This window comes from Mycobacterium sp. 852002-30065_SCH5024008, assembly GCF_001665645.1.
Classification (GTDB): domain Bacteria; phylum Actinomycetota; class Actinomycetes; order Mycobacteriales; family Mycobacteriaceae; genus Mycobacterium; species Mycobacterium paraffinicum.
Map to the genome: position 1 here is coordinate 55,305 of NZ_LZSZ01000063.1, position 24,424 is coordinate 79,728.

A 24,424-nucleotide genomic window follows, 5' to 3' on the forward strand; every position below is an offset into this window, starting at 1 on the left:
TCTAATTTACTACACTAAATTCCGTGAAAAAAGGTTTGGCTGTTCTGGGGCCCGAACCGACGCCGGTGCTCCGGTCCCCGGTAGCGCTGTCCGGGCAGCGGCTGCGGGTACTCGAATACGTGCGCGCGCACTCCCCGGTCCGGGTCGCCGACACCGCCACCGCCCTTGATCTGCACCCCAACACTGTTCGAGAACACCTCGACGCGGTCGTTGGGCTCGGGCTTGTGGAGCGCTCCACGGCAACCGCACTCGGACGCGGACGTCCGGCGACGTTGTATCGCGTGTCGGCCGCCGACCCCGCGGTCGCGGTCCGCGATTACGCGGGTCTGGCGACCGCACTGGCCGGTCATCTGGCTCGCACCAGCGCCCACCCCGAGCGCGATGCGCGGGCCGCCGGCATCGAGTGGGGGCGCGAACTCATCGACGAGGGGAATCAGGCCGGCAGCGATCCGCGGCAGTCCGTGCTCGAGGCGCTCACCCGCCTCGGCTTCGCACCCGACGACGAAAAAGGCGCCCCGGACGCCCGGCGAGGCATCGCGTTGCGCCGCTGTCCGTTGCTGGACGCCGCACGCCGTTATCCCACCGTCGTCTGTCAGGTCCACCTCGGCATCGTCGGGGGAATGCTGGAGCGGCTGGGCGCCCCCAGCGGCCGCGGACTCGATCTCATTCCGTTCGCCGAACCCGGCGCCTGCCGGCTGTTCCTGCCCGATCCCGTTGTGCGACATGGTGACTGACCGGCGAATCCCAGCCCGAGCGCTGCTACTGGTTCCCGGCGGGTTCGCGCTCTTGGCCGGACTCGATGCGGCGCTGGGGCTCCTCGGCCTGCCCGCACCGTTCACGACGACGCGGCTGGGTGAAGTGCACGGCGTCCTACTGGTGCTCGGGTTCGTCGGCACGGTGGTCGCGCTGGAGCGAGCCGTGGCCGCGCGTCGATGGTGGGCCTACGTGGGCCCGGCATTCCTCGGCGCCGGTGCGGTGCTGTTGATCGGACCGGCACCCCGAAACCTTGGCGGTGTGCTACTGCTCGCCGGGTCCGCGATGCTGGTTGCGGTCTATGTGTCGTTGTGGCGGCGGTCTGCCGACATCGCGATTCTGGTCCAGGTGGCCGGCGCGGTGCTGGCGACCGGTGCGGCGCTGTTGTGGCTGGGCGGTGTGCCGGTTCCCGACCTGTTGCCCTGGCTGTCGGGTTTTCTCATCCTCACGATCGTCGGCGAGCGCCTCGAGCTCGTCCGCGTGACGATGCACGATACCCCCGCCGAGACGCTGCTGATCGTCGTCGCGGTGGTGATGGTCGCCGGTACCGTCGCCGCGTTGCTGTGGCCGGTCCCCGGCTACCCGGTGCTCGGCGCGGCGCTGCTGGCAACGGTGGTGTGGCTGGGCCGGTTCGATGTCGCTCGCCACACCGTGCGCGCGACGGGCCTGACCCGATACATGGCGCTGTGCCTGCTTGCCGGTTACGTGTGGTTGCTGGTGCCGGCGTCGACCTGGCTGCTCATCGGCCAAATCCGTTCCGGTGCCGGCTATGACGCGGTGGTGCACGCGGTGATGCTCGGCTTTGTGCTTTCGATGATCATGGCGCACGCGCCCGTGATCCTGCCCGCCGTGTTGCGTCGCCCGCTGCCCTACACCCCTTTGATGTACGGCCCAGCCGCGCTGTTGCACCTGTCGCTGCTGGTTCGGCTGGCGGTCGGTGACGCACGCGGCGTCCACTGGGCACTCCACGCGGGTGGCGTACTGAACATCTTCGCTGTCCTCGGATTCATTGCGGTGGCCGGTTATTCGGCGGCGCGCGCAGCAACTCGGGTGCCGGCATGAATCGCTCGGGATGGCATCTGCGTGTCGGGGTGGTCGTGTTCGCCTGGCTCGCTGCGCTCGTCGTCGTGGCGATCGCGCACCGGTTCCTTCCGATGTCCGGCTGGCTCCTGGTCCATCTGCTGGCACTCGGCGCGGCCGGCAACGCCATCCTGATCTGGAGCCGCCATTTCGCCGATGCGTTGCTGCGCCGGCCGCCCGATCCGGCACGGACGGCGGAAGTGTTGCACCTCACCGCCTTCAACGCCGGCGCCGTCACGGTGGTCGCGGGCATGCTGGGCCGGTGGTGGCTAGTGGTGTTGACGGGCGGTGTCGTGGTCGGCGTCGTCGCCCTGGCGCACGGAGCGACACTCCTGCGGCAGCTGCGCACCGCGTTGCCCGCCCGCTTCGGCGTCACCGTCCGTTACTACATCGCCGCGACGGGCTGTTTAGCGATCGGCGTGGGACTTGGTGTGGCGATGGCGAATCCGGCGCTGCCCGGCAATGTCCACGAGCGGTTCGTGATCGCGCATGCGGCGCTGAACTTATTCGGCTGGGTGGCGCTCACGGTGCTGGGCACGCTCGTCACACTGTGGCCGACGATGCTGCGCACCCGGATGGCCAACGGAGTCGAGGTGGCCGCCCGCCACGGGCTGCCGGCGCTGCTGACCTCCCTGGCCATCACCGCCGGTGGCGCGGTGGTGGGCTCGCCCCCGATCGCCGGCCTGGGCGCCGTCGGGTATCTGGGTGCAGTCGGGATCGTCCTGCGACCGCACCTCGACGAGATTCGCCGCAAGCGGCCCAACGACTTTGCGACCTTGTCGGTATTGGCCGGTGTCGCCTGGCTGATGGGGTCGCTGGCCTTCGCCACCGTCGCACTGGCGATCTCGCCGACCTGGCCGGTGGCGGTGGCGGCGGCCGGCAAACTCACCGCGCCGGTGCTGGCCGGCTTTCTGGTGCAGGTGCTGCTCGGGTCGCTGACCTACCTGGCGCCCGTGGTGATGGGTGGGCGTGCGGCAACGCTGGTGGCCGGAGCCGAGCTGGAGCGGGGGGCGCCTTGGCGGCTGACGGTCGCCAACGCCGGGCTGCTGCTCTGCGTTCTTCCGACCCCGAGTCTCGTGCGGGTCGCGGCATCCATGCTGGTGCTGGTGTCCTACGCGGCCTTTCTGCCGCTGCTGGTTCGGGCGGTGTGGCGGGTACACCGCGATCGCGACAAGCCCTCGGTTCCGGGCGCACAACAGGTTTCACCACCGCGGCGACGGCTCGGCATCGCCGCCGCCGGACTCGCGGTCGTCGTGCTGGCGACCGCGGCCGCCGTGGCCGCGGACCCCGCGTCTCTCGGAATTGGTACCTCGCCGCAGGTGGCAGTGGCCGCCACGGGCCACACCACCACGGCGTCGGTCCGAATCCAGGGCATGCGTTTCGTGCCGGACACGGTCGAGGTTCCCGCCGGAGACCGGCTGCAGATCCACCTTGCCAACACAGGCACCGACCAACATGACCTGGTGCTGTCCAACGGCACCCGCACCGGACGGATCGCGCCGGGCGAGTCGGCCGTTCTCAATGCCGGGGTGATCGGTTCCAGCCTCGATGGCTGGTGCGCGGTGGCCGGACACCGGCAGATGGGCATGACGTTTTCGGTCCGGGTGACCGGCGCGCCGATGCCCCCCACACACCAGGGCCACCACGCCCCGGCGCCTTCCGCGCCGATCTCCGCCGCAGATATCGCGCGCAGCCTCAGCGCAGACCCGGCTCCCGGCTTCGCCGCACGCGACGCCACGCTGCCCCCGGCAGCGGCCCCGCACCGCGTGACGCTGCCGGTGGCCGAGATTCAACGGGAGGTCTCCCCCGGAATCACCCAGCGGCTCTGGACGTTTGGGGGTACCGCCCCCGGCCCCACGTTGCGGGGCAAGGTCGGCGACGTCTTCGAGATCACCCTCGTCAACGACGGCAGTACCGGGCATTCGATCGACTTCCACGCGGGTGCACTCGCCCCGGACGAACCGATGCGGACCATCCAACCCGGCCAGCGCCTGGTATACCGGTTCACCGCGACGCGGGCGGGTATCTGGCTCTACCACTGCTCGACGATGCCGATGTCACTGCACATCGCCAATGGCATGTTCGGGGCGGTGATCATCGACCCGCCAGACCTGCCGCGCGTCGACCACGAGTATCTGATCGTCCAGTCCGAGATGTACCTTGGCGCGCCCGGCGGAGACGCCGACGCCGACAAGGTTGCCGCGGACAAGCCCGACCTGGTGGTGTTCAACGGCTATGCCCGCCAATACGACCATGCACCGCTGCCCGCGCGGGTGGGCGAGCGCGTTCGCATCTGGGTGCTGGCCGCGGGACCGAACCGAGGCACCTCGTTCCACGTCGTCGGTGGCCAATTCGACACCGTATGGTCCGAGGGCGACTACCGGCTGGGAGGCAAGGGAGGCCCGGGCGCGGGCGGTGCCCAGACCCTCGGATTGTTTGCGGCCCAAGGTGGATTCGTCGAATTGACCTTCGGCCAGCCCGGTCGATACCCGTTCGTGTCACACGCGATGATCGACGCCGAACGCGGGGCCCACGGCATCATCGAGGTGGCCGGGCGGTAACCCACCGCAACGGGACCATCACATTTATCTGTTCAATCCTGCTTCAGCTGAACACCTTTGGCTACGGTGAGCAGGATGACGGAGTCTTTGACGGCTTGTACCCCATGCCGGCTCGGCGGGATCACCAGGTGATCGCCCGGCGCGCCGTCCCAGCTGGTCTCGGGCGCTGTCAGCCGGATGCGTCCCTCCAATACCTGCAAGGTAGCCTCACCGGGGCTGTCGTGGTCATGCAGCTCCGACCCGGCGGTCAAGGCGACCATGGTTTGTCGCAGCGTGTGTTGGTGACCGCCGTAGACAGTGTGGGCGCTACGGCCACTGGAGGCTCGGCGCGCGGCCGCCAACTGCTCGCGCGCGAGTGCTGTGAGCGAGATCTTATCCATCGGCAGGCTCCTTCGTCATCGCAAATCATATGCCGCACCGCGGCGGCTTGGCGACGGAGGCGCTGCGAGCGATGAACGCGCTAGCGGGTTGCTGCGGTCAGGGCCCGACTAGTTGTTGACGACGAGTGACAGTCCTCGACGACCACGTATTTTCTTGCTTTGCTTGCTGATTGCCACCAGACGCGCCACCGCTAGTTCGATTCCCCGCGCCAAGGCGTCGATATCGGCCACGGCCTCGTAGTCGGCGAGGACACCGAAGAACAGGTCCTCGGCATAGCTGAGCATCGCCACCCCAGTTCGCAATTGCATCGCGATCGGCGGGACTGGAAACACACTGAGCACCCGTTGGCCCATGAGTTGCAGTGGCAGACGAGGGCCGGGGACATTCGTCGCCAAGGTGGTGACACCGCGCTGCGGTAGCTGGGTCAACAACCGGACCGCCCATGCGGTCAGCGGGAAGGGAATGCGATTGGCCATCGACACGAATGCGTGACCCGCCTGGCGCTGGCCGTGAGACTTCGTGCGGTCCAAGCGGGAATGCACCGTCCGCAGCCGCTCTATCGGGTGCTCCTCGTCGACCGGTAGGTACGGCAGCATCACCGACACGCGGTTATCCGTCTTAGCCAACGCGTCGCCAGACCGCATCGATACCGGCACCAGCGCGCGAATCGCGTCCGGCAGCGGTGCTTCGCCCCGCTGAACCAGGATGTCGCGGTAGCTCTCCGTGATAGCGGCCAGCGCAACGTCATTGATGGTGACGTCGAAGGTTTGGCAGACCTGCGCGATGTCAGCGAGGGGCACCCGCGCGACGCCGTAGCGCCGCAATGTTGTTATCGGCCCGTTCAGCGACGTCGTCGTGGGGCGCAGCAAACCGGCCGCAATTTCTGCTGCACCCAATGCCGTGCGGGCGGCCGTCGCCGTGATGGCGGCCGACGCGTTCCACAGACGACCCAACGCGCTCAGTGGATTTACACCCCATACGCTTCGCGAGAGTTCTTGTACCTTCGTCGCTTTCGCGGCGCGGATATCGCTTGCAAAGCTCTCACCGATCCCGTCGTCGCATAGGCCGGCAAGCATATGGGTGGCCGCAATTCCGTCGGCCATGCAGTGGTGGATCTTGGTGAGCATCGCCCACCGGTTGTCGCTGAGGCCTTCGATGATCCAGATTTCCCACAGCGGGCGATCCCGGTCGAGGCGCCGGGAGATCACGTCGGCGGCCAGCTGCAACAACTCTCGGTCGTCGCCGGGCCGTGGTAAGGCGACGTGCCGTACGTGCCGGCCGAGATCAAAGGTTGGATCGTCCACCCATTCGGGTGCACCGAGGTCGAACGGGCGCGTTCGCAGGCGCTGTCCGAACCGGTCGCACATGCGGATCCGCTGAGCAAGTGTCTCCATCAACGAATCACGGCCTGGGATCGGCCCCTCGATGACCGCGAGACCACCGATAGCCAGACTCACGTTCCGGTCGGCGTCTTCCGCCTTGAGAAATCCCGCGTCGAGGGTTGTCAATTGATCCACGACCGCCACCTCCGAACTATCTGCAACTAGTAGTAACACCATTCTCCGCCGCGGCCGACCGCGGCAGCAGGGCCGAAAGTCCCAAGCTAAGGCGGCATCTTGCGGCCAAATGCGCTGCAGCAAAAGCATGCTCAGCGAACCAACGGCCTGTTGACGGCCGTCTGCCAACTGTTCGCGACGCTCGCCCAGACGGTCTTTAGCCATTGTGGTCATCCGCCCCAAGCATCCCTTGCCCGGTTGCCCACCACTAATTTAAATGATATTATTCATTTAAATTAGTGGTGGGCAAGAGCAAGCCTCGAGCAAAGAGGAAACCGGAGACCGTCATGTTGGACATGGTGAAGAAGCACGATCATCGCGAAGGTAGCGATGCTTCATGGACAGACATCAGCGACGCGGTCGCGCTCCTCGATGCGAGAGCAGCTATGAGTCCCGTTGCTGTGAATGCCCGGCATCTCCCGGATGACGAGGTCATCGGTGCGGTCCTCGCTCTGGCCGTCCGGGCACCGTCCATCGAGAACACCCAACCGTGGCGGTGGCGGGTGGATCGTGCGAGCCTGCACCTCTTCACCGATTCACGCATGCGGTTACCCAACGCCGACCCGGATGGCCGAGACATGATCTTGAGTTGCGGTGCAGCGCTCAACCATTGCGTCATTGCCCTGGCGGCGATGGGTTGGCTCGCCGACGTACATCGCCTGCCCGATCCGGCCGACCCCAGCCACCTCGCCGCCATCGAGGTATCCCCCTGCGCGCCCGATCGCACCGACATCACGCTGGCCACAGCAATCCCGCAGCGCCGAACCGACCGACGGACCTACAGCGCCCGGCCGGTTGCGGCGAGCGATATCGCCTCGCTGGCTGCCGTGGCTGCTCGAATGGGAGTGCCGCTGCGCCAGGTCGATGCCTTGAAGAGGCTGCACGAGATCGTCAAGCGAGCTGCATTGGCTCACGCGACCGACCGCGATTACCTCGTCGAACTCGCCAGGTGGAGTGGGCGATACCGGTCCCGGGCCGGTGTACCGGCTCGCAACACAACCGAACATGATTGTGGCGCACCGATACCCGGCCGCATCTTCGCGGGACCGGCCCTGGCGCAGCCGCCGGGCGCCTCACCCGCAGATGACAATGCCGTCATCCTGATGCTCGGCAGCGAAGCGGACGACCGTCTGGGTCAGCTGCGCGTCGGCGAGGCGACCAGCGCGCTCCTGCTGACCGCGACGGCGATGGGAATGGCCACCAGCCCGATCACCGAACCCCTGGAAATCCCGGGAACACGCGACGCCGTCCGCGACGAGGTGTGGTGTGCGGGAGGGTATCCCCAGATGCTGCTACGGCTGGGCTGGGCGCCAGACACCGCGGCCCCGTTGCCGCCGACGCCGCGACGCCCGCTCTCCGACGTCGTGCAGTGGTCACGCCAAACCGAGCAACAGCCTTTGTAACAGCTGAACATCTGAGCCAATTGGCGACGGCGGTATTGAACGATGCGGGGCGGCCGGCGCGGGTACGCGGACCGAAACCGTCAGCTGACGCAAGCTTGCTTGAAAGCTGCCTCGAAACTGACATTGACTAATGTCACCATTTGTTATTGACTGCGTGACATGGCGGACGGCGTTCCGGCCCGCGGGTCATTGCGGTCCCGCGGCGCGGCAGCGGTAAGTGCGTACACCCTGCGGCCGGTCACGGGCCTGATACCCCCGGAGCGGGCATGGGGGTTATGGCTGTCGCGCCAGATCGTCGCCCGGATCATGGGTACGTTCGGCCCCTCGCTGGCGGGCACCCGCGTCGAACACGTCGATACGAAACTGCCCGACGGGCGCCGCGTCAAGGGTGAATGGGTATACGGACCGCGCACGCCGACGAGCGAGGCGCAGCGGTCGTCCACAACCGGGGAAGCCATCTACTACGTGCACGGCAGCGGTTACGCCGTGTGTTCGCCGAAAACCCACCGGCGATTGACATCCTGGCTCTCATCCTTGACCGGCCTGCCGGTGTTCAGCATCGATTACCGACTCGCGCCCCGCCACCGCTTTCCCACCGCGGCCGACGACGCACGGGCGGGCTGGGACTGGCTGGTGCAATCGTGCGGTGTGTCGCCGAAACAAATTGTGGTCGCGGGAGATTCGGCGGGCGGACACCTGGCCGTCGACCTGTTACTGCAACCCGAGATCGCCGCCGATCACCCCGCCGCGCTGGCGCTGTTCTCCCCGCTGTACGACGTCACCTTCGCGCTGTGCCTCGCCCGTGAACGGATGCGTCGCGATCCCGCGATCCGGGCGGTCGACGCGGCTCGCCTGGTCAGCATGTATCACGCCGGAGTAGACCCCGCCCACCAGCGGCTGACACTCAATGTGGCCGGCGGACCGCCGCTTCCGCCGACCCTCATCCAGGCCGGCGGAGCCGAGATGCTGCAAGACGACGCCCGACAGCTTGCCACCGACATCCAAACCGCGGGCGGCCGATGCGAACTGCAGATCTGGCCGCACCAGGTGCACGTCTTTCAGGCACTGCCACGCATGACGCCCGAAGCCGCCAAGGCCGTGGCCTACGTCGCGCGGTTCATCGCCCACGCGTTGCAGGATGCGCGCGCCGTGACTCAGGAGGTGCACTGAGGGATGTTGGACAGATTGCTGGGTAGGTCGAAACCCAGCCGCGCCGCGTCGGCCGTGGTGACCGGCGCCGGAAGCGGCATCGGCGCGGCCTTCGTCATCGAACTCGCCCGCCGCGGCGGCGCTGTCGTCTGCAGCGACATCGACGAAGCCGCCGCCCAACGGACGGCCGACACGATCACCGAACAGGGCGCCAGGGCCATCGCCATCCGTTGCGACGTCTCGAAGTTCGAGGATGTCCAGGCGCTGGCCGAGCAATCGCAGGCCTGGTTCTCCGGGCCGCCGACGTTGGTGATCAACAACGCCGGTGTCGGTGCCGGCGGCGCGGCCATCGGCGATGCGCCGCTGGACGATTGGCGGTGGACGCTGGGCATCAACCTGTGGGGGCCCATTCACGGCTGCCATGTGTTCACCCCGATCCTGCGGGGTCCGTCGCACGCTGCCCGCGGCATCATCAACGTCGCCTCGGCGGCCGCGTTCGGCGCGGCCCCGGGCATGGCCGCCTACAACGTCAGCAAGGCCGGCGTGCTGTCACTTTCGGAGACTTTGGCCGCCGAATTGGCCGGCACCGGGGTGAGGGTCACGGTGTTGTGCCCGACCTTCGTGAAGACCAACATCGTCGAGTCGGGGCGCATCAGCGAGGAATCCAGCCAGCTGGCCAATAGATTGATGCGCTGGACCGGATTCTCGGCGGACAAGGTCGCGCGGATCTGCCTGGACGCGCATGACCGGGGCGAGCTGTACTGCATGCCGCAACTCGACGCCAAGATCGGCTGGAACATCAAACGCATGGCCCCGCAAGCCTATACGCGCGCAGCTGGCCTGATATCCCGAATCAACCTGCCCTGATCACCCAACGCAAAGGAGCTCCCGGTGGCCATCGACATGGAAGCTATGCTCGCCAAGATCAAGGATCGGCAATGGGCCCTCGCCGACATCGATTGGGACGCGCCCGGTGCCGATACCATCCGGCGGGAGTTCCGCCCCAAGCTCAAGGCGTTCATGGCCGATCTGTGCTGGATCGAGAACGTGGGCGCCCGTGGGTTCGCGGCGCTGGCCAAGAAGGCGCCCGACCCGACCCTGGCGGAGATCTACCGGTATTTCCATGCCGAGGAACAACGGCATGCCAACGCGGAGATGGCGCTGATGAAACGCTGGGGGATGCTCGACGAGGGCGAACTGCCCGAGCCGAACATCAACATCCGGCTGGCCATCGAGTGGCTCGACGCGTTCTCCGACAGCATGCCGCTGTCCGTGCTGGGCACCGTCATCCCGATGCTCGAGGTGGCCCTCGACGGCGCACTGTTGAAGTTCCTGCTCGATACCGTGGAAGACCCGGTGTGCCATCAAGTTTTCGAGAAGATCAACAACGATGAATCACGGCACATCGCGGTCGATTTCGAGGTGCTCGACCTGATCGGACACGCCAGGGCACGCCGAATGGCCATCGAACTCGTCGGCCGCATGGCGTCCCCGGGCCTCATCATCGGCATGCTCATGTACGTTCCGCTGCTCAAACGCATCTACGGTGAGATGGCCGAGATGGGACTGGAGCCGGAGCGACTGAACAATGCGGTCAAGCGCTTCAAGCAGCTCGGCGAGCGTGGCGAACACACCTGGCGCGTGCCCACCTACCAGCTCCTCAAGCGGCACGCCACGATGGTCGTTAATCCGCGGCACCCCTATCAGGTCCTGGCCAGTTCGATGGTGTGGCTGTCGGATCGCTATCCCAAAACGCTGCTGAGACCGGTGCCCAGTTGGTTCAAAGAACTCACCTACAAGCCGGCGGCGTGACCATGACAGACGACCGCACCCACGCGGTGCTCATCATCGGGGCCGGCTTCACCGGGCTGGGAGCCGCGATCCGATTGGCCGACACGGGAATCGACGACATCGTCATCCTGGAACGCGGCGACCGGGTTGGCGGAACCTGGCGCGACACAACCTATCCGGGCGCCAGCTGCGACGTCCCCTCGCTGCTGTATTCGTACTCGTTCGTCAAGAACCCCACGTGGTCGCGCACCTACTCTCCCGCCCCGGAGATCTGCCGCCACCTCGAAGACATGGCTACCAGATTCGACATCCGGCGCCACATCCGATTCGGACATGAGGTCAGCGGCCTCGCCTTCGACGAGGACAACGGGATCTGGACCGCAACCACCAAACGCCGCAAGCGATTCCGCGCGCGCACCGTCGTGCTGGCATCCGGACCACTGTCGGACGTCAGCTTCCCCGACATTCGCGGTCTGGACAGCTATCGCGGACACAAGATTCACAGCGCCCGCTGGGACCACGACTACGATTTCGCGGGCAAGCGGGTCGCCGTCATCGGCACCGGCGCCAGCGCGATCCAGATCATCCCCGAACTGGTGAAGCGGGCCGGCTTAGTCAAGGTGTTCCAACGCACCCCCTGCTGGGTGCTGCCGCGCCTGGACACAGCCACCCCGCCGGCCGTGCAGGCCCTGTTCACCAAAGTGCCCGCCGCCCAGCAGCTTGCGCGGCAGGCCATGTTCTGGGGTCACGAGGCGAGCGCCACGGCCCTGGTGTGGGACACGCCGATGACGTCGCTGGCCGCGCGCTTGGGGCGGGCACACCTGCGCGCCCAGGTGAAGGACCCTTGGCTGCGACGCCAGCTGACGCCGGACTTCCGGCCGGGGTGCAAGCGCATGCTGGTCTCCAGCGACTACTACCCCGCCCTGCAGCGCGACAACTGCAAGCTCATCGACTGGCCGATCGCCACCATGAGCCCGGCCGGCATCCGCACCAGCGACGGCATTGAGCACCACCTCGACTGCATCGTCTTCGCGACCGGCTACGACGTCCATCTGACCGGACCGCCGTTTGCGGTCACCGGGCTCGGCGGCCGGTCGCTGGCCGACGAATGGGCCGATGGCGCACAGGCTTACAAGAGCATCAACGTGCACGGGTACCCGAATCTGTTCGTTATGACCGGACCCAACTCCGGGCCGGGGCACAACTCCCTACTGGTCTACATCGAGGGTCAGCTTGAGTACGCGGTGCGCGGCATCACCGCCATCCTCGACAACGACCTGCGCTATCTCGATGTGCGCGAAGAGGTCCAGCGCCGCCACAATGACAGCCTCCAGCGCCGCCTCACCAAGACGACGTGGATGTCCGGCTGCCGCAGTTGGTACCTCACCAAGGACGGATACAACGGGTCGATGTACCCGGGTTTCGCGACACAGTATCTTCGGCAGATGAGGAATTTCCGCTACGAGGATTACCAAGCGGTGGCGCGCCGCACCCGGGCGCTCGCCGCCGCGTCGGGCTGACGCATGACACCGGACCGCCCGCCGCGTCCCGAACCCGGCACCATCGCCAGCGTGCTGTACAACGTGCGGCGCGCGCCCAAGCGCGTTCGGCGCCAATCGCGGGAGTACCGGCAATTGATTGAGACGGCGGTCTCGCAGCTTTTCGACGCGGCGGTCCGCCACCCCCACGGCGTCCCCGCGTCCGGTGAGTACCGGATCGATGACCTGGCCCGGCTGGCCGGCACCACCACCCGCAACATCCGCGTCTACCGCGACCGCGGATTGCTCCCCCCGCCGTTGCGGGTCGGCCGCATCGCATTGTTCAACGACACCCACCTGACCCGGCTGCGACTCATCACCTCGATGCTCGATCGCGGATACAACATCGCCCACGTTCGCGAAATGCTCAGCGCCTGGGAGCAGGGCAAGAACCTGGGCGACGTGCTGGGCCTGGAGACCGCCATCGCGGGCCCCTGGACCACCGAGAAACCGGAGACCATGCCACTGGCCGAGGCGCAGCGACTCGTCGACGACCCGGACGCGTTCGAGCGCCTGGTAGCGCTGCACGTCATCCGGGTCGACGGAGCCCAAGCCACCGTCACCCGCCCCAAGCTGATCGAGGCGTTCAACGAAATCCGCGGCTACGGCGTCAAATTGGAGAAGCTCGTCGACTTACACGAGCAGATCGTGCCCGAAATCGACAAGATCAGCGACATGCTGGTGCGCGCCGGAGCCGAGCACGTGCTGGACCGCATCAAGCCGGGCGAGCCGTTGCCGCCGGATGCCGAGATCGCCGAGCTGATCACGATGCTGGTGCGCTTCCGCACTCAAGCCGTGGCGACGGTCACCGCGACGCTTGCGTCGTCGATCGAGTCCAACATCGAGTCACTAGTGGGCCAGATACTCGCCGACTACCTCGAGTCCAGCTCTTCGGCAGAAACGGCGTCGGGCTAAGCCATATTGGATGGCGAGAGCCTCGTCAAGGGAAAATCGCTGTCAGTGCCCGCTCAGGGTCAGTGTCCCTTCGGTTTTCAGCACCTTGCTGGCGGTGATCCTCTCGGTCTTGCGGGCCTCGCGCTCGAGATAGCGCTGCTTGGATTCGTCGAACTTGTCGGAGGCCTGCTCGAGCTCCTTGACCAACACGGCGAGATCGTCGCGCATCCGCGCGGCCTCCCCGGTGAAGTCTTCGCGTTCGAAGATGCGCCACTTCCTGAGCACCGGCATTACCACCTCGTCGAGATGGATGCGCGGGTCGTAAACACCGCCGACGGCGATGATTACCGCCTTGCGCCGGAATTCGGGCACCGTGAATCCGGGCATCTTGAAGTTGCGCAAGATGCGGTGCACCGACTTCATCGCCTGGTTCGGGGCGATGTCCAGACCCGCCCCGCTGACGTCCCGGTAGAAGATCATGTGCAGGTTCTCGTCGTGCGACACCCGGGCCATCAGCTGCTCCGCGATGGGGTCCTGAGACGCCTTACCCGTGTTGCGGTGGGAGACCCGGGTGGCCAGCTCCTGGAACGAGACGTACATGACCGAGTCGAACAAACTCTCGGCAAACATGTCACCCTGCTGATTCTGCCCCGGGCTGAAGCCCCGGGTCATTTGCTCTAGCCGGAGTTTCTCCAGCTCCAGGGGGTCGACGGCGCGGGTGACTACCAGGTAGTCGCGCAACGCCGTGCTGTGCCGAGCCTCCTCGGCCGTCCACCTGTTGACCCACTGCCCCCAGGGGCCGTCCATGCTGAAGTTCATCGCGATCTCGCGGTGATACGACGGCAAATTGTCCTCTGTGAGCAGGTTCTGCACCATCGCCACCTGCGCGACGTCGGGGAGCCGGCTATGTCCGGGCTCCCAATCCTGACCGTCCAGCGCGTAGAAGTTCTTGCCGTCCGACCACGGGACGTAGTCGTGCGGATTCCACTCTTTGAACATCGACAGGTGGCGGTTGAGCAGGTCCTCGACCACCGGCTCGAGTTCGTGCAGTAGCTGCAGGTTGGTCAGATCGTTAGACACAAAGCCCTCCAGTTATGTGTGCCGTCAAGTAACGCACAATGTATCTGTGTCATGCGGTTACATAAAGATGACACGCCGGAAAGCCGGCGAACTAGGGCCAAAGGTCCCTACGCCGAGGATGGGGCCACCCCGCCGGACGGCCCCGACGGGGCACGAGTCAGTCGCGCAAGCGCTAGTGGCGCGGAACCAGGTAGGGCGCGAGGGTGGAGAGCTTTTCGCAGGTCTCCTCGAATTCACGCTCCGGCGTGGACTCTTCGATGATGCCCGCCCCGGCCCGCAACCATGTCATGCCGTCGCGTTCGTAAGCCGCCCGCAACGTCAGCGCTGCGTCCAGGCCGCCGTCGGCCGAAAACATCACGACCGCACCGGAATACAGTCCGCGCGGTGCGTCGTCGAGGCGCAGGATCGCCTCCACGCCGCCCGCCTTCGGGATGCCAGACGCGGTGACCGCGGGGAAAAGCGCTTCCAGCGCGTCCATCCGGTCGTGCGACGGACTTAGCCGCCCGCTGACCGTGGAGCCGAGGTGCTGCACGCTCCCGCGTTCCCGGACCGTCATGAAGTCGGCGACCACCGCACTGCCGGGTTCGGCGATCTCGGCCATCTCCTGCAACGAGCTTCGCACCGAGATCGCGTGCTCGACAATTTCTTTGGAGTTCGATTCCAGGTCGTCGCGGGCCTGCCGGTCGCGGGCCACGCCGCGACCCAGCGCCCGCGTTCCCGCCAGCGGCTCGGTCACCACGATGCCGTCGTCATGGACGGCCGCGACAAGTTCGGGGCTGTAGCCGACGGCGCGAATTCCGCCCAGCCGCAACAAGAACGACCGCACCGGGGTGTTGTGTCGACGCCCCAGCCGGTAGGTGGACGGGAAGTCCAGCCGGAAAGGCACCTCTAGACAGCGGGAAAGGATCACCTTGTGGTAACGGCCCGCCGCAATCTCGCCGACGGCCGACGCCACCCGATCGCGGTACCGAGACGAGTCGGCGATGACGTCGACGGCGCGAGCCTGCCGCGCCTCCGGCACACCGTCACCCAGCAATCCGAGTACCGCGTCGCGATGCGCCGCGGTCGCGTCCCACAGCTGGACCGCCTCCCGGTCCACCACGATGCGCGTGCGGGGCCAGAACACGCGAGCCAGCGGGGTTCGCGGCGCCAGCCGCTGCTGCAGCCCGTAGCGGTAGACGCCGAACTCGAAGGCGATCCACCCGAAGAGTTGGTCGGTTTCCAGCAACAGCCTGTCGACGGCCTCGCCCAGCACGGCCCCGGGCCGCCCCGACCACTGCTGCCGCTGAACCACCCCGTCCCGGATGACCCGCACCTCATCGCTGTCCAGCTCGACCATCGCGCGCACACCGCTGGCCAGCACCCATTGACCGCCGCGCTCGTAGAGCAGGTATTCCTCGCCGACTCGTTCGGGGAGCAACGCGGCAAGCTCGGCGGCCAGGTCGGCCGGGTCGACGTGCGCGGGGAGGGGAATCGGCGATGACGTGGAGCCGGCGGAACTCGTCTGAACGCTGACCTCGGTCACGGTTAGTAAATGTAGCCTAACCTATGTAGGAAGCGCGCAACTACTCCCCGCAAGCCCCGGCAAATCCGGCCGGCCCACTAAAATTCCCTTCGAGTCAATGCACCAGCGATCCCGAGGGCGGCGCCGGGCTCAACACCACGGCGGCCGGGCCAGTAACAGTTTCCGCAGGTAAACGATGCGGCAAAGCTGGGGTCGCCGGCACCCGCACCCCCGGTGTGCACCTCGACACCCCAAAGACACCCCGAACGTTTCCCCACTGTTTACGTCGTGACCGAACATCGACCGACCACGGTGACGTGACTTCTCCTAAGATCGAGTCGATCCGTGCAAACTCGCCAACCGGGGCTTCAGTAGGGCGCGGAGGCTCGGTGAGTTCCATCGCAGTAGGTAAAGGAGTGGCGCGTGAACTCCTATCTCGACGACTATTCGAGAGCAACGCCATGTTCGTGATCCGGCTTGCGAACGGCGAAGAGGTCCAGGGCGGCGAAAGCGACGAACTCGAAATCAACCAGGAAACCGGCGTGCTTACGGTTTCGCGCGTTGACGGTTTCGAGAAAATCACCACCCATTACTCACCAATGGCGTGGCTGTCGGTGACACACCGCCAGAAGGGCGTCGGGGTCCGGCCGTCGGTTATTTCGTCGGCGCGTTGATTCTGGGCTGACCCCACAGCAAATACACAGCACTTTCCCACCAAATCCACGCCTACCAAACCGCCGGCGTGCGTTCGAAAGATCGCCGGCTACAGGCCTTTGAACAGGGGTTTTTCCGCGCGCCGGCCCGCCGGCAGCGCTTCGACACGCTCGTACTACACGCTTTGCATTCGAGTGGCGGTTTGACACCGGCGGGGATAGGTTTTGCTCGGTCGTCGGGATGTTCGTGGTGGCTCCGCTTGCGGACGGTGCTTTCCCTGATCACCGCACTCATCGAGGAAGGCATCGAATGCTGCAAGAGTTCTGGCAGAACTTCACCCATAACCTGTTCAAGCCGCTCCTGCTGTTCTTCTACTTCGGATTCCTCATCCCGATCCTGAAGGTGCGCTTCGAATTTCCCTACGTGATCTACCAGGGCCTGACCATGTACCTGCTGCTGGCCATCGGCTGGCACGGCGGTGAAGAGCTCGCCAAGATCAGCGCCGGCAGCATCGGGGTGATCGTGGGCTTCATGGTGTTGGGGTTCGTGCTCAATTTCGTGATCGGCGGTCTCGCCTACCTGCTGCTGAATTGGTTGACAACGCTACGAAGAATCGACCGAGCTACGGTCGCGGGGTATTACGGGTCCGACTCGGCCGGCACGTTCGCCACCTGCGTGGCCGTCCTGACGGCCATCGGCATGGCGTTCAACGCCTACATGCCGGTCATGTTGGCCGTCATGGAGATTCCGGGCTGCCTGGTGGCGCTGTACTTCGTGGCGCGGCTTCGCCACCGCGGCATGGACACGGCGGGAAACATGATCGACGAGCCGGGCTACATCGCGCCGGTCAGGGTCGGAGTCGGGCCCGGCACCGCGGCCCAGCCCCCGCACGGCCAGAGCCTCGAGGCCGAGCACGAGCGCGGGATCGAGGAGGAGCTCGAATTCTCCCTGGAAAAGCTCGACCATCCGGACTGGGAGCCCGACCAGAGCCCGCCCCGCACGTCGGGCAAGCGGGTGCCGATCTTCTCGCGGGAGCTCTTCCAAGAGGTTTTCCTCAACCCCGGCCTCGTCCTGCTGATGGGAGGCATCATCATCGGCCTGGTCAGCGGGCTACAGGGGCAGAAGGTTGTCGCCGACGACGACAAGTTCTTCGTCATGGCGTTCCAGGGCGTGCTCTGTTTGTTCCTGCTCGAGATGGGCATGACGGCCTCCCGGAAGTTGAAGGATCTGCGAACGGCAGGCCCCGGTTTCATCCTCTTCGGCCTGCTGGCGCCGAACCTCTTTGCGCCACTTGGCATCCTGGTCGCCCATATCTACGCCTCGCTCACCCACGTCGATTTCAAGCCGGGAACCTATGTGCTCTTCGCCGTGCTCTGCGGCGCGGCGTCCTATATCGCCGTCCCGGCGGTCCAGCGGCTGGCGATACCCGAGGCCAGCCCCACCCTGCCGTTGGCCGCATCACTCGGTTTGACGTTCTCCTACAACGTGACGATCGGGATCCCGCTTTACATCGAGGTCAATCGGCTGATCGGCCATTGGTTCTAGTTACGCTCGATGCGGGCCGGCATCGGCGAATCGTGTTGGGCGACAGTTACTTTGACCGGCCGGGCCGGACCTGAGTCGACGCCCGATCCAGCTGGTTGTTAATTGTTCGTAAAGACGGGTTGAGTCGGCTCGCTGAAGCCCCTGGGTGTCCATTAAGTTCGTGGGCGCCGCGAGTCGCTTGCTGCCGCCCGCTGCGCCGGACTGCGTCGCCAGGAGGCGCCCATGCTTTACGAGTTGTGGCAGAACTTCGTCCACAATCTCTTCAAGCCGCTGTTGCTGTTCTTCTACTTCGGGTTCCTCATCCCGATTCTGAAGGTGCGGTTCGAGTTTCCCTACGTGATCTACCAGGGCCTGACCATGTACCTCCTGGTGGCGATCGGCTGGCAGGGTGGCGAGGAACTCGCCAAGGTCAAACCGGCCGACATCGACAACATCGCCGGGTTCGTGGCGCTGGGCTTCGCGCTGAATTTCGTGATAGGTGCACTCACCTACGTTCTGCTGCGCTATCTGACCCGGCTGCGGCGCGTCGACAGGGCGACGGTTGCGGGCTACTACGGATCGGACTCGGCCGGCACGTTCGCCACCTGCGTGGCCGTTCTGACCAGCGTCGGGATCGCCTTCGACGCCTACATGCCGGTCCTGCTGGCGTTCATGGAGATCCCGGGCTGCCTGGTGGCGCTATACCTGGTGGCCCGACTGCGGCACCGGGGAATGGACGACTCCGGCTACCTGCCGGACGAACACGGCTACACGGCTCCCGTCAAGGTCGGGCCGGGCGCGGCCGCCCAGCGAGAGCGCGCAGAAAGCGTGGACGAGCGAATCGAGCGTGGGATTGAAGAGGAGCTGGAGTTCTCGCTGGAAAAGCGAGAACATCCCGAGTGGGACGGGGACACCCTGCAGCGCAAGAAGGCACCGCTGTTCTCGCGCGCGATTTTGCAGGAGGTCTTCCTCAACCCCGGGCTGATCCTGCTCGTCGGCGGCATCGTCATCGGTTTCATCGGTGCGCTGCAGGGCCAGAAGGTTGTGCACGACCAGAACGAACTGTTCGTCGCGGCGTTTCAGGGTGTGCTCTGCCTGTTCCTGCTCGAAATGGGCATGACGGCGTCCCGCAAGCTACGGGATCTCAAGCTGGCCGGCAGCGGGTTCATCGTCTTCGGCTTGTTGGCGCCCAATGTCTTTGCCACGCTGGGCATCCTCGGTGCCTACTGCTACGCGAACCTCACCGATACGCACTTTCAGCCGGGTACCTACGTGCTCTTCGCCGTGCTCTGCGGCTCGGCGTCCTACATCACGCTGCCCGCGGTGCAGCGGCTGGGAATCCCCGAGGCGAGCCCGACCTTGCCGCTGGCGGCCGCGCTGGGCCTGACATTCTCCTACACCGTCACCATCGGGATCCCGCTGTACATCGAAATCAATCACGCAGTCGCGCACTGGTTCCCAAGCAGCTGAGCACTACCCCAGGACGGTGCGCACCACGGCGTCGGCCAACAGCCGACCGCGCGGCGTGAGGACGAACCGATCGCCGTCGGATACCAGCAACCCGTCGGCGACCGCGCCTTCGGCGCGTTCGATTTCGGCGGCGCTCAGCACGTCACGCGGAAGACCTTGCCGCAGCCGGGTTTTCAACAGCACGTCTTCGGTGTGCAGCGCGTCGGCGTCCAGCCGCTCGAATCCTCCCACCGGCAGCCTGGGAGCGGCCAGCCTCTCCGCATAAGCGTTGGGGTGCTTGACATTCCACCACCGCGTAGCGCCGGCGTAGCCATGGGCTCCGGGTCCCGCACCCCACCACTGGCCACCGTCCCAATAGCCGAGGTTGTGTCGGCATTCGCCGCCGGGCCGCGACCAGTTGGACACTTCGTACCAGGTCATTCCGGCCTCGGACAACCGGGCATCGACCAGCTCGTAGCGGTGCGCGAGCACGTCGTCGTCCGGAGCCGCCAGCTCGCCACGCCGAACGCGTCGGGCCAGCGCGGTGCCCTCCTCGACGACCAGCGCGTATGCCGAGACGTGATCGACGCCGGTCTCGATCGCCGTCTCGACCGAGCGCAGCAGATCGTCGTCGGACTCCCCCGGCGTCCCATAGATCAGATCGAGACTGACGTGCTCGAAGCCCGCATCCAACGCTTCGCGTGCGGCGGCGGCCGATCGGTTGGGGGTGTGAATGCGGTCGAGGACTCCCAGCACCCTGGGTGACACCGACTGCATGCCGAGCGACACCCGCGTGTAGCCGGCCGCGCGGATGGCGTCGAAGAAGTCCGGCCAGGCCGACTCGGGGTTGGCCTCCGTGGTGATCTCGGCGTCGGGCGCCAGCGCGAAATGCTCACGCACCATGTCCAGCAGCGCCGCCACGCGCGGCCCGCCCAGCAGTGACGGCGTACCTCCCCCGACGAACACCGTGTTCACGGTCGGCCCGGAAAGCCGCTCGGCAGCCAGCTTCAACTCGGTCCGCAGCGCCGCCAGCCATGCGTCGGGGTTCACACCGCCCAACTCGGCGGGCGTGTAGGTGTTGAAATCGCAGTAGCCGCAACGAGTTATGCAGAACGGAACGTGGATGTACACCCCGAACGGCCGCCCGGGGACGGGCTGCAGCTCGGGCAGCTCGACCGTTTCCTCGCGAAGTGCCATGCCAAATGATCCCACGGTGCTCGGTACCCGGCCGCGGTGTCGATCCCGGGACCGCAGTCGCGGCCCGCAGCGTTTTCCTGGCTTTTCTCACCGGCGCGGCCAGCTTAATCCGAATTCCGCTCATCGTGAGCGGATATTTGACCTGGTTGTATGGCCCCCCCGACAGGCATGGCACAATGGACGCGTGACCGTCGCTCAGCCCAGCCTTCGCATTGCGCTCGTGGCGCGGCGGCACATTGATTTCAAGCGTGTTTGCAGCTGTTGCTGTCTCCCTTGATGTCGTAGACCCGCCCACCTGTACGTCCAGCTGGCATCGGATCTGCGCCGCCGATACCACCGGTGAGCTGCGCCTCTATGCCTGCGATGTCGAGAAGGAGTCCTCTTCAATGACCACAGCCCGTCCCGCGAAGCCTCGTAACGAGGGCCAGTGGGCGCTGGGAGACCGGGAACCGCTCAATCCCAACGAAGAGATGAAGCACGCCGGCGCCCCCCTCGAGGTGCGCGAACGCATCGAGAACGTCTACGCCCAGGCCGGGTTCGCCAGCATCGACAAGAGTGACCTGCGCGGACGCTTCCGCTGGTGGGGGCTCTACACCCAGCGCGAACAGGGTTACGACGGCACCTTCACCGGCGACGAGAACGCCGACCTGCTCGAAGCCAAGTACTTCATGATGCGGGTGCGCTGCGACGGCGGCGCGCTCTCGGCCGCCGCGCTACGCACGGTCGGCCAGATCTCGACCGAGTTCGGCCGCGACACCGCCGACATCTCCGATCGCCAGAACGTGCAGTTGCACTGGATCGAGGTCGAAAACGTCCCCGAAATCTGGCGGCGGCTCGCCGACGTCGGCCTGCAGACCGCCGAGGCGTGCGGCGACTGCCCGCGCGTCATCCTGGGTTCGCCACTGGCCGGCGAGTCGCTCGATGAGGTGATCGACCCGACCTGGGCGATAGACGAGATCGTGCGTCGCTACATCGGCCAGCCGGACTTCGCCGACCTGCCGCGCAAGTACAAGACCGCGATCTCGGGTCTGCAGGACGTCGCGCACGAGATCAACGACATCGCATTCATCGGCGTCAACCATCCCGAACATGGGCCCGGCCTGGACCTGTGGGTCGGCGGCGGCCTGTCCACCAACCCGATGCTGGCCCAGCGGGTCGGCGCCTGGGTGCCGCTGGACGAGGTGCCCGAGGTGTGGGAGGCCGTGACGTCGATCTTCCGCGACTACGGCTACCGGCGACTGCGGTCCAAGGCCCGGCTGAAGTTCTTGATCAAGGACTGGGGCATAGCCAAGTTCCGTGAAATTCTCGAGACCGAGTACCTCAAGCGGCCGCTGATCGACGGCCCCGCCCCCGAACCGCTCAAGCATCCGATCGACCACATCGGGGTGCAGCGGCTCAAGAACGGGCTCAACGCCGTCGGGGCGGCTCCGATCGCGGGACGGGTCTCGGGCACCATCCTCTCGGCCGTGGCCGACCTGATGGACCGGGCCGGCTCGGACCGGATCCGGTTCACTCCGTACCAGAAGCTGGTCATCCTCGACATAGCCGACGACAAACTCGATGACGCGCTCGCGGGCCTGGAGGCGCTCGGGTTGCAAACGAAACCGTCCCAGTGGCGCCGAAATCTGATGGCCTGCACGGGGATCGAGTACTGCAAGTTGTCGTTCGCCGAAACCCGGGGCAAGGCTCAGGTCTTGGTGCCCGAGTTGGAACGCCGGCTCGAGGACATCAACTCTGTGCTCGACGTACCGGTCACGGTCAACATCAACGGCTGTCCGAACTCGTGCGCGCGAATTCAGGTGGCCGACATCGGTTTCAAGGGTCAAATGGTCGACGACGGCCACGGGGGCTCCGTCGAGGGCTTTCAGGTGCACCTGGGCGGCAGCCTCGGGCTGGACAGCGGATTCGGGCGAAAGCTGCGCCAGCACAAGGTCACCAGTGACGAGTTGGGCGACTATATCGACCGGGTGGTACGCAACTTCATCAAAAACCGCAGTGCGGGAGAACGGTTCGCGCAGTGGGCGATTCGGGCGGATGAGGACGATTTGAGATGAGTGAACGGGCAACGAAACGGACCGAAGCCGAACTGCGGGAACTGGCGGCGCGCGGCGCCGCGGAGCTCGAGGGCGCCAGCGCGACGGAGGTGTTGCGGTGGACCGATGAGCATTTCGGCGGCATCAACGGGCCCCGCGGCTGGGCGACCTGCAACTACGTGTTGACCTCCAGCATGCAGGAGGCCGTGTTGATCGATCTGGCTTCCAAGGTTCGGCCGGGTGTACCGGTAGTGTTCCTGGACACCGGCTACCACTTCGCCGAAACCATCGGGACCCGGGACGCGGTCGAGTCGGTCTACGACATCCACGTCCTCAACATCACCCCCGAGCAGACGGTGGCCGAGCAGGACCAGCTGCTGGGGAAGAACCTCTTCGAGCGTGACCCGGGCGAGTGCTGCCGGTTGCGCAAGGTCGTGCCGCTGCGCAGGGCCCTCAGCGGATACTCCGCCTGGGTGACCGGGTTACGCCGGAGCGAAGCGAAGACCCGTGCCAACGCCCCGGTGATCGGCTTCGACGAGGGCTTCAAGCTGGTGAAGATCAACCCCTTGGCGACGTGGACCGACGAGGACATGCAGAACTACATCGACGACCACGGTGTGCTGGTCAATCCGCTTGTCTACGACGGATATCCGTCGATCGGCTGCGAACCGTGCACGGCCAAGCCGCTCGCGGGTGCCGACCCGCGCAGCGGGCGCTGGCAGGGGCTGTCGAAAACCGAGTGCGGGCTGCACGCCTCGTAACGGAGAGCGGGCGTTACGCCGACGTCAGCGTGGCTTGATCCTCGCCGGCGCCGGCGGGACGGTCGTTGCCGTTGTCCGCCGAGTTAACCGCAAGGGACGGGATTCGGGTCGCGCGCACGTAGACGGTGTCCCCCTCGCGCAGGGCCAGGGCCTCGGCGTCGCCGCGCGTGATCTGGGCGGTGAACGCCCCACCGGTGGCGGCGCTGGTCAACTCCACCCGCACCTCGAAGCCGAGCACGACCACGCGGTCGACGGTGGCGCGCACCACCCCGATGGACTCTGCGGTGCCATCACCGCCCGCGATGGCCATTTCGGGGTTGCGGCCCACCCGGATATCGTGCGGGCGAACCAGATTGCCGTTCAGGGTGGATACCGCGCCGAGGAACGACATCACAAAGGCGCTCGCCGGTGCGTCGTAGACCTCGGTCGGCGATCCCACCTGTTCGATACGACCGTGGTTCAGCACGGCGATGCGGTCGGCGACGTCCAACGCCTCCGCCTGGTCGTGGGTGACCAGAACAGTGGTGACGTGCACCTCGTCATGAAGGCGACGCAACCACGCGCGCAGGTCCTCGCGCACCTTGGCGTCCAGCGCGCCGAACGGCTCGTCGAGCAACAGCACCTGCGGGTCGACCGCCAGCGCCCGCGCGAGCGCCATCCGCTGTCGTTGACCGCCGGAGAGCTGATTGGGATAACGGTTCTGAAATCCGCTCAGCCCCACCACTTCCAACAGGTTGTCGACCTTGGCCTTGACCTCCGCCTTGGGGCGCTTGCGGATCTTCAGGCCATAGGCGACGTTGTCGCGGACGGTCAGGTGCTTGAACGCGGCGTAGTGCTGGAATACGAACCCGATGCTTCGCCGCTGCGGCGGCACCCGCGTGACGTCGTGACCGTTGATGGTGATCGTCCCGCTGTCGGGTTGATCGAGTCCGGCGATGGCCCGCAACAGGGTCGACTTGCCGGAACCACTAGGGCCCAACAGTGCCGTCAGCGAGCCCGAGGGCACGACGAAGTCCACGTTGTCCAGGGCCACGAAGTCGCCGTAGCGCTTGTAGGCGTTGCGCACGACGATGGCTTGGTCGACGGACCGGCTGTCGTTGTCTGTCATATCCGAGT

Annotated in this window: 21 protein-coding genes; 15 read left to right on the forward strand and 6 right to left on the reverse strand. The window is 66.1% G+C overall.

Going from position 1 to position 24,424, the window contains the following annotated elements; all coding sequences use genetic code 11:
* Positions 1-23: 23 nt before the first annotated feature.
* The 3 genes from A5781_RS07255 to A5781_RS07265 are packed head-to-tail and all read left to right on the forward strand — an operon-like array spanning position 24 to position 4,394.
* Entirely contained in the window at positions 24-734 is a 711-nt protein-coding gene (locus tag A5781_RS07255) for a metalloregulator ArsR/SmtB family transcription factor (RefSeq protein WP_067203261.1), read from the forward strand.
* Positions 724-1,815: a hypothetical protein gene (locus tag A5781_RS07260; protein WP_197503733.1), complete on the forward strand. Its 1,092-nt coding sequence runs from the start codon at positions 724-726 to the stop codon at positions 1,813-1,815. The genes A5781_RS07255 and A5781_RS07260 overlap by 11 nt, the downstream gene beginning before the upstream one ends.
* Positions 1,812-4,394, forward strand: coding sequence for a multicopper oxidase domain-containing protein (locus A5781_RS07265; protein ID WP_067203266.1), 2,583 nt, complete (start codon positions 1,812-1,814; stop codon positions 4,392-4,394). The genes A5781_RS07260 and A5781_RS07265 overlap by 4 nt, the downstream gene beginning before the upstream one ends.
* 32 nt (positions 4,395-4,426) lie before the next feature.
* On the opposite strand, the gene A5781_RS07270 is transcribed toward A5781_RS07265, so the two are convergent.
* Positions 4,427-4,774, reverse strand: coding sequence for a cupin domain-containing protein (locus A5781_RS07270; RefSeq protein ID WP_067203269.1), 348 nt, complete (start codon positions 4,772-4,774; stop codon positions 4,427-4,429).
* Between the two features lie 108 nt (positions 4,775-4,882).
* Positions 4,883-6,292: a wax ester/triacylglycerol synthase family O-acyltransferase gene (locus A5781_RS07275; protein WP_067203450.1), complete on the reverse strand. Its 1,410-nt coding sequence runs from the start codon at positions 6,290-6,292 to the stop codon at positions 4,883-4,885.
* Between the two features lie 425 nt (positions 6,293-6,717).
* On the opposite strand from A5781_RS07275, the gene A5781_RS07280 reads away from it, so the two are divergent.
* From A5781_RS07280 to A5781_RS07305, 6 genes are all read left to right on the forward strand, one after another.
* On the forward strand, positions 6,718-7,734 hold the full coding sequence (locus tag A5781_RS07280) for an NAD(P)H nitroreductase (protein ID WP_082939244.1): 1,017 nt from the start codon (positions 6,718-6,720) through the stop codon (positions 7,732-7,734).
* A gap of 159 nt (positions 7,735-7,893) precedes the next feature.
* The gene (locus A5781_RS07285; RefSeq protein WP_082939245.1) at positions 7,894-8,904 is read left to right on the forward strand and encodes an alpha/beta hydrolase; all 1,011 of its coding nucleotides are present in this window, start codon (positions 7,894-7,896) and stop codon (positions 8,902-8,904) included.
* 3 nt (positions 8,905-8,907) lie between these two features.
* Entirely contained in the window at positions 8,908-9,750 is an 843-nt protein-coding gene (locus A5781_RS07290) for an SDR family NAD(P)-dependent oxidoreductase (protein WP_067203273.1), read from the forward strand.
* Positions 9,751-9,774: 24 nt separating this feature from the next.
* Positions 9,775-10,695, forward strand: a complete 921-nt coding sequence (locus A5781_RS07295) for a reductase (protein WP_067203275.1) — start codon at positions 9,775-9,777, stop codon at positions 10,693-10,695.
* A gap of 2 nt (positions 10,696-10,697) precedes the next feature.
* Positions 10,698-12,194: a flavin-containing monooxygenase gene (locus A5781_RS07300; RefSeq protein ID WP_369817692.1), complete on the forward strand. Its 1,497-nt coding sequence runs from the start codon at positions 10,698-10,700 to the stop codon at positions 12,192-12,194.
* Positions 12,195-12,197: 3 nt separating this feature from the next.
* Positions 12,198-13,127 carry a MerR family transcriptional regulator gene (locus tag A5781_RS07305; protein ID WP_067203280.1) on the forward strand — a complete coding sequence of 310 codons (930 nt, stop codon included), beginning with the start codon at positions 12,198-12,200 and terminating at the stop codon, positions 13,125-13,127.
* A gap of 42 nt (positions 13,128-13,169) precedes the next feature.
* On the opposite strand, the gene A5781_RS07310 is transcribed toward A5781_RS07305, so the two are convergent.
* Together A5781_RS07310 and A5781_RS07315 are read right to left on the reverse strand one after the other, a co-directional pair.
* Entirely contained in the window at positions 13,170-14,186 is a 1,017-nt protein-coding gene (locus A5781_RS07310; protein ID WP_067203282.1) for an acyl-ACP desaturase, read from the reverse strand.
* A gap of 172 nt (positions 14,187-14,358) precedes the next feature.
* Positions 14,359-15,711, reverse strand: a complete 1,353-nt coding sequence (locus A5781_RS07315; RefSeq protein WP_067203284.1) for a salicylate synthase — start codon at positions 15,709-15,711, stop codon at positions 14,359-14,361.
* Positions 15,712-16,151: 440 nt separating this feature from the next.
* Between A5781_RS07315 and A5781_RS07320 the strand changes: the two genes are divergently transcribed.
* From A5781_RS07320 to A5781_RS07330, 3 genes are all read left to right on the forward strand, one after another.
* Positions 16,152-16,364, forward strand: a complete 213-nt coding sequence (locus A5781_RS07320; RefSeq protein ID WP_067203288.1) for a hypothetical protein — start codon at positions 16,152-16,154, stop codon at positions 16,362-16,364.
* A 289-nt stretch (positions 16,365-16,653) separates the two neighbouring features.
* Positions 16,654-17,889: a sodium-dependent bicarbonate transport family permease gene (locus A5781_RS07325; protein ID WP_067203290.1), complete on the forward strand. Its 1,236-nt coding sequence runs from the start codon at positions 16,654-16,656 to the stop codon at positions 17,887-17,889.
* 222 nt (positions 17,890-18,111) lie between these two features.
* Positions 18,112-19,338 (forward strand): sodium-dependent bicarbonate transport family permease, encoded by a 1,227-nt coding sequence (locus A5781_RS07330; RefSeq protein WP_067203292.1) that lies wholly within the window; start codon positions 18,112-18,114, stop codon positions 19,336-19,338.
* Positions 19,339-19,341: 3 nt separating this feature from the next.
* On the opposite strand, the gene hemW is transcribed toward A5781_RS07330, so the two are convergent.
* The gene (gene hemW / locus A5781_RS07335; RefSeq protein ID WP_067203294.1) at positions 19,342-20,514 is read right to left on the reverse strand and encodes a radical SAM family heme chaperone HemW; all 1,173 of its coding nucleotides are present in this window, start codon (positions 20,512-20,514) and stop codon (positions 19,342-19,344) included.
* Here hemW and A5781_RS26525 point away from each other — a divergent pair.
* The 3 genes from A5781_RS26525 (at position 20,513) to A5781_RS07345 (ending at position 23,308) form a co-directional block, all read left to right on the forward strand.
* A complete protein-coding gene (locus A5781_RS26525) occupies positions 20,513-20,791 on the forward strand; it encodes an Ms4527A family Cys-rich leader peptide (protein ID WP_369817690.1) in 279 nt (92 codons plus the stop codon). The genes hemW and A5781_RS26525 overlap by 2 nt on opposite strands.
* 109 nt (positions 20,792-20,900) lie before the next feature.
* Positions 20,901-22,568, forward strand: a complete 1,668-nt coding sequence (locus tag A5781_RS07340) for a nitrite/sulfite reductase (RefSeq protein ID WP_067203296.1) — start codon at positions 20,901-20,903, stop codon at positions 22,566-22,568.
* Positions 22,565-23,308, forward strand: coding sequence for a phosphoadenylyl-sulfate reductase (locus A5781_RS07345; protein ID WP_067203299.1), 744 nt, complete (start codon positions 22,565-22,567; stop codon positions 23,306-23,308). The genes A5781_RS07340 and A5781_RS07345 overlap by 4 nt, the downstream gene beginning before the upstream one ends.
* 13 nt (positions 23,309-23,321) lie before the next feature.
* Here A5781_RS07345 and A5781_RS07350 read toward each other — a convergent pair whose 3' ends face one another.
* Complete coding sequence (locus A5781_RS07350) at positions 23,322-24,416, reverse strand: sulfate/molybdate ABC transporter ATP-binding protein (protein ID WP_067203301.1); 1,095 nt, start codon at positions 24,414-24,416, stop codon at positions 23,322-23,324.
* Between the last annotated feature and the right edge of the window lie 8 nt (positions 24,417-24,424).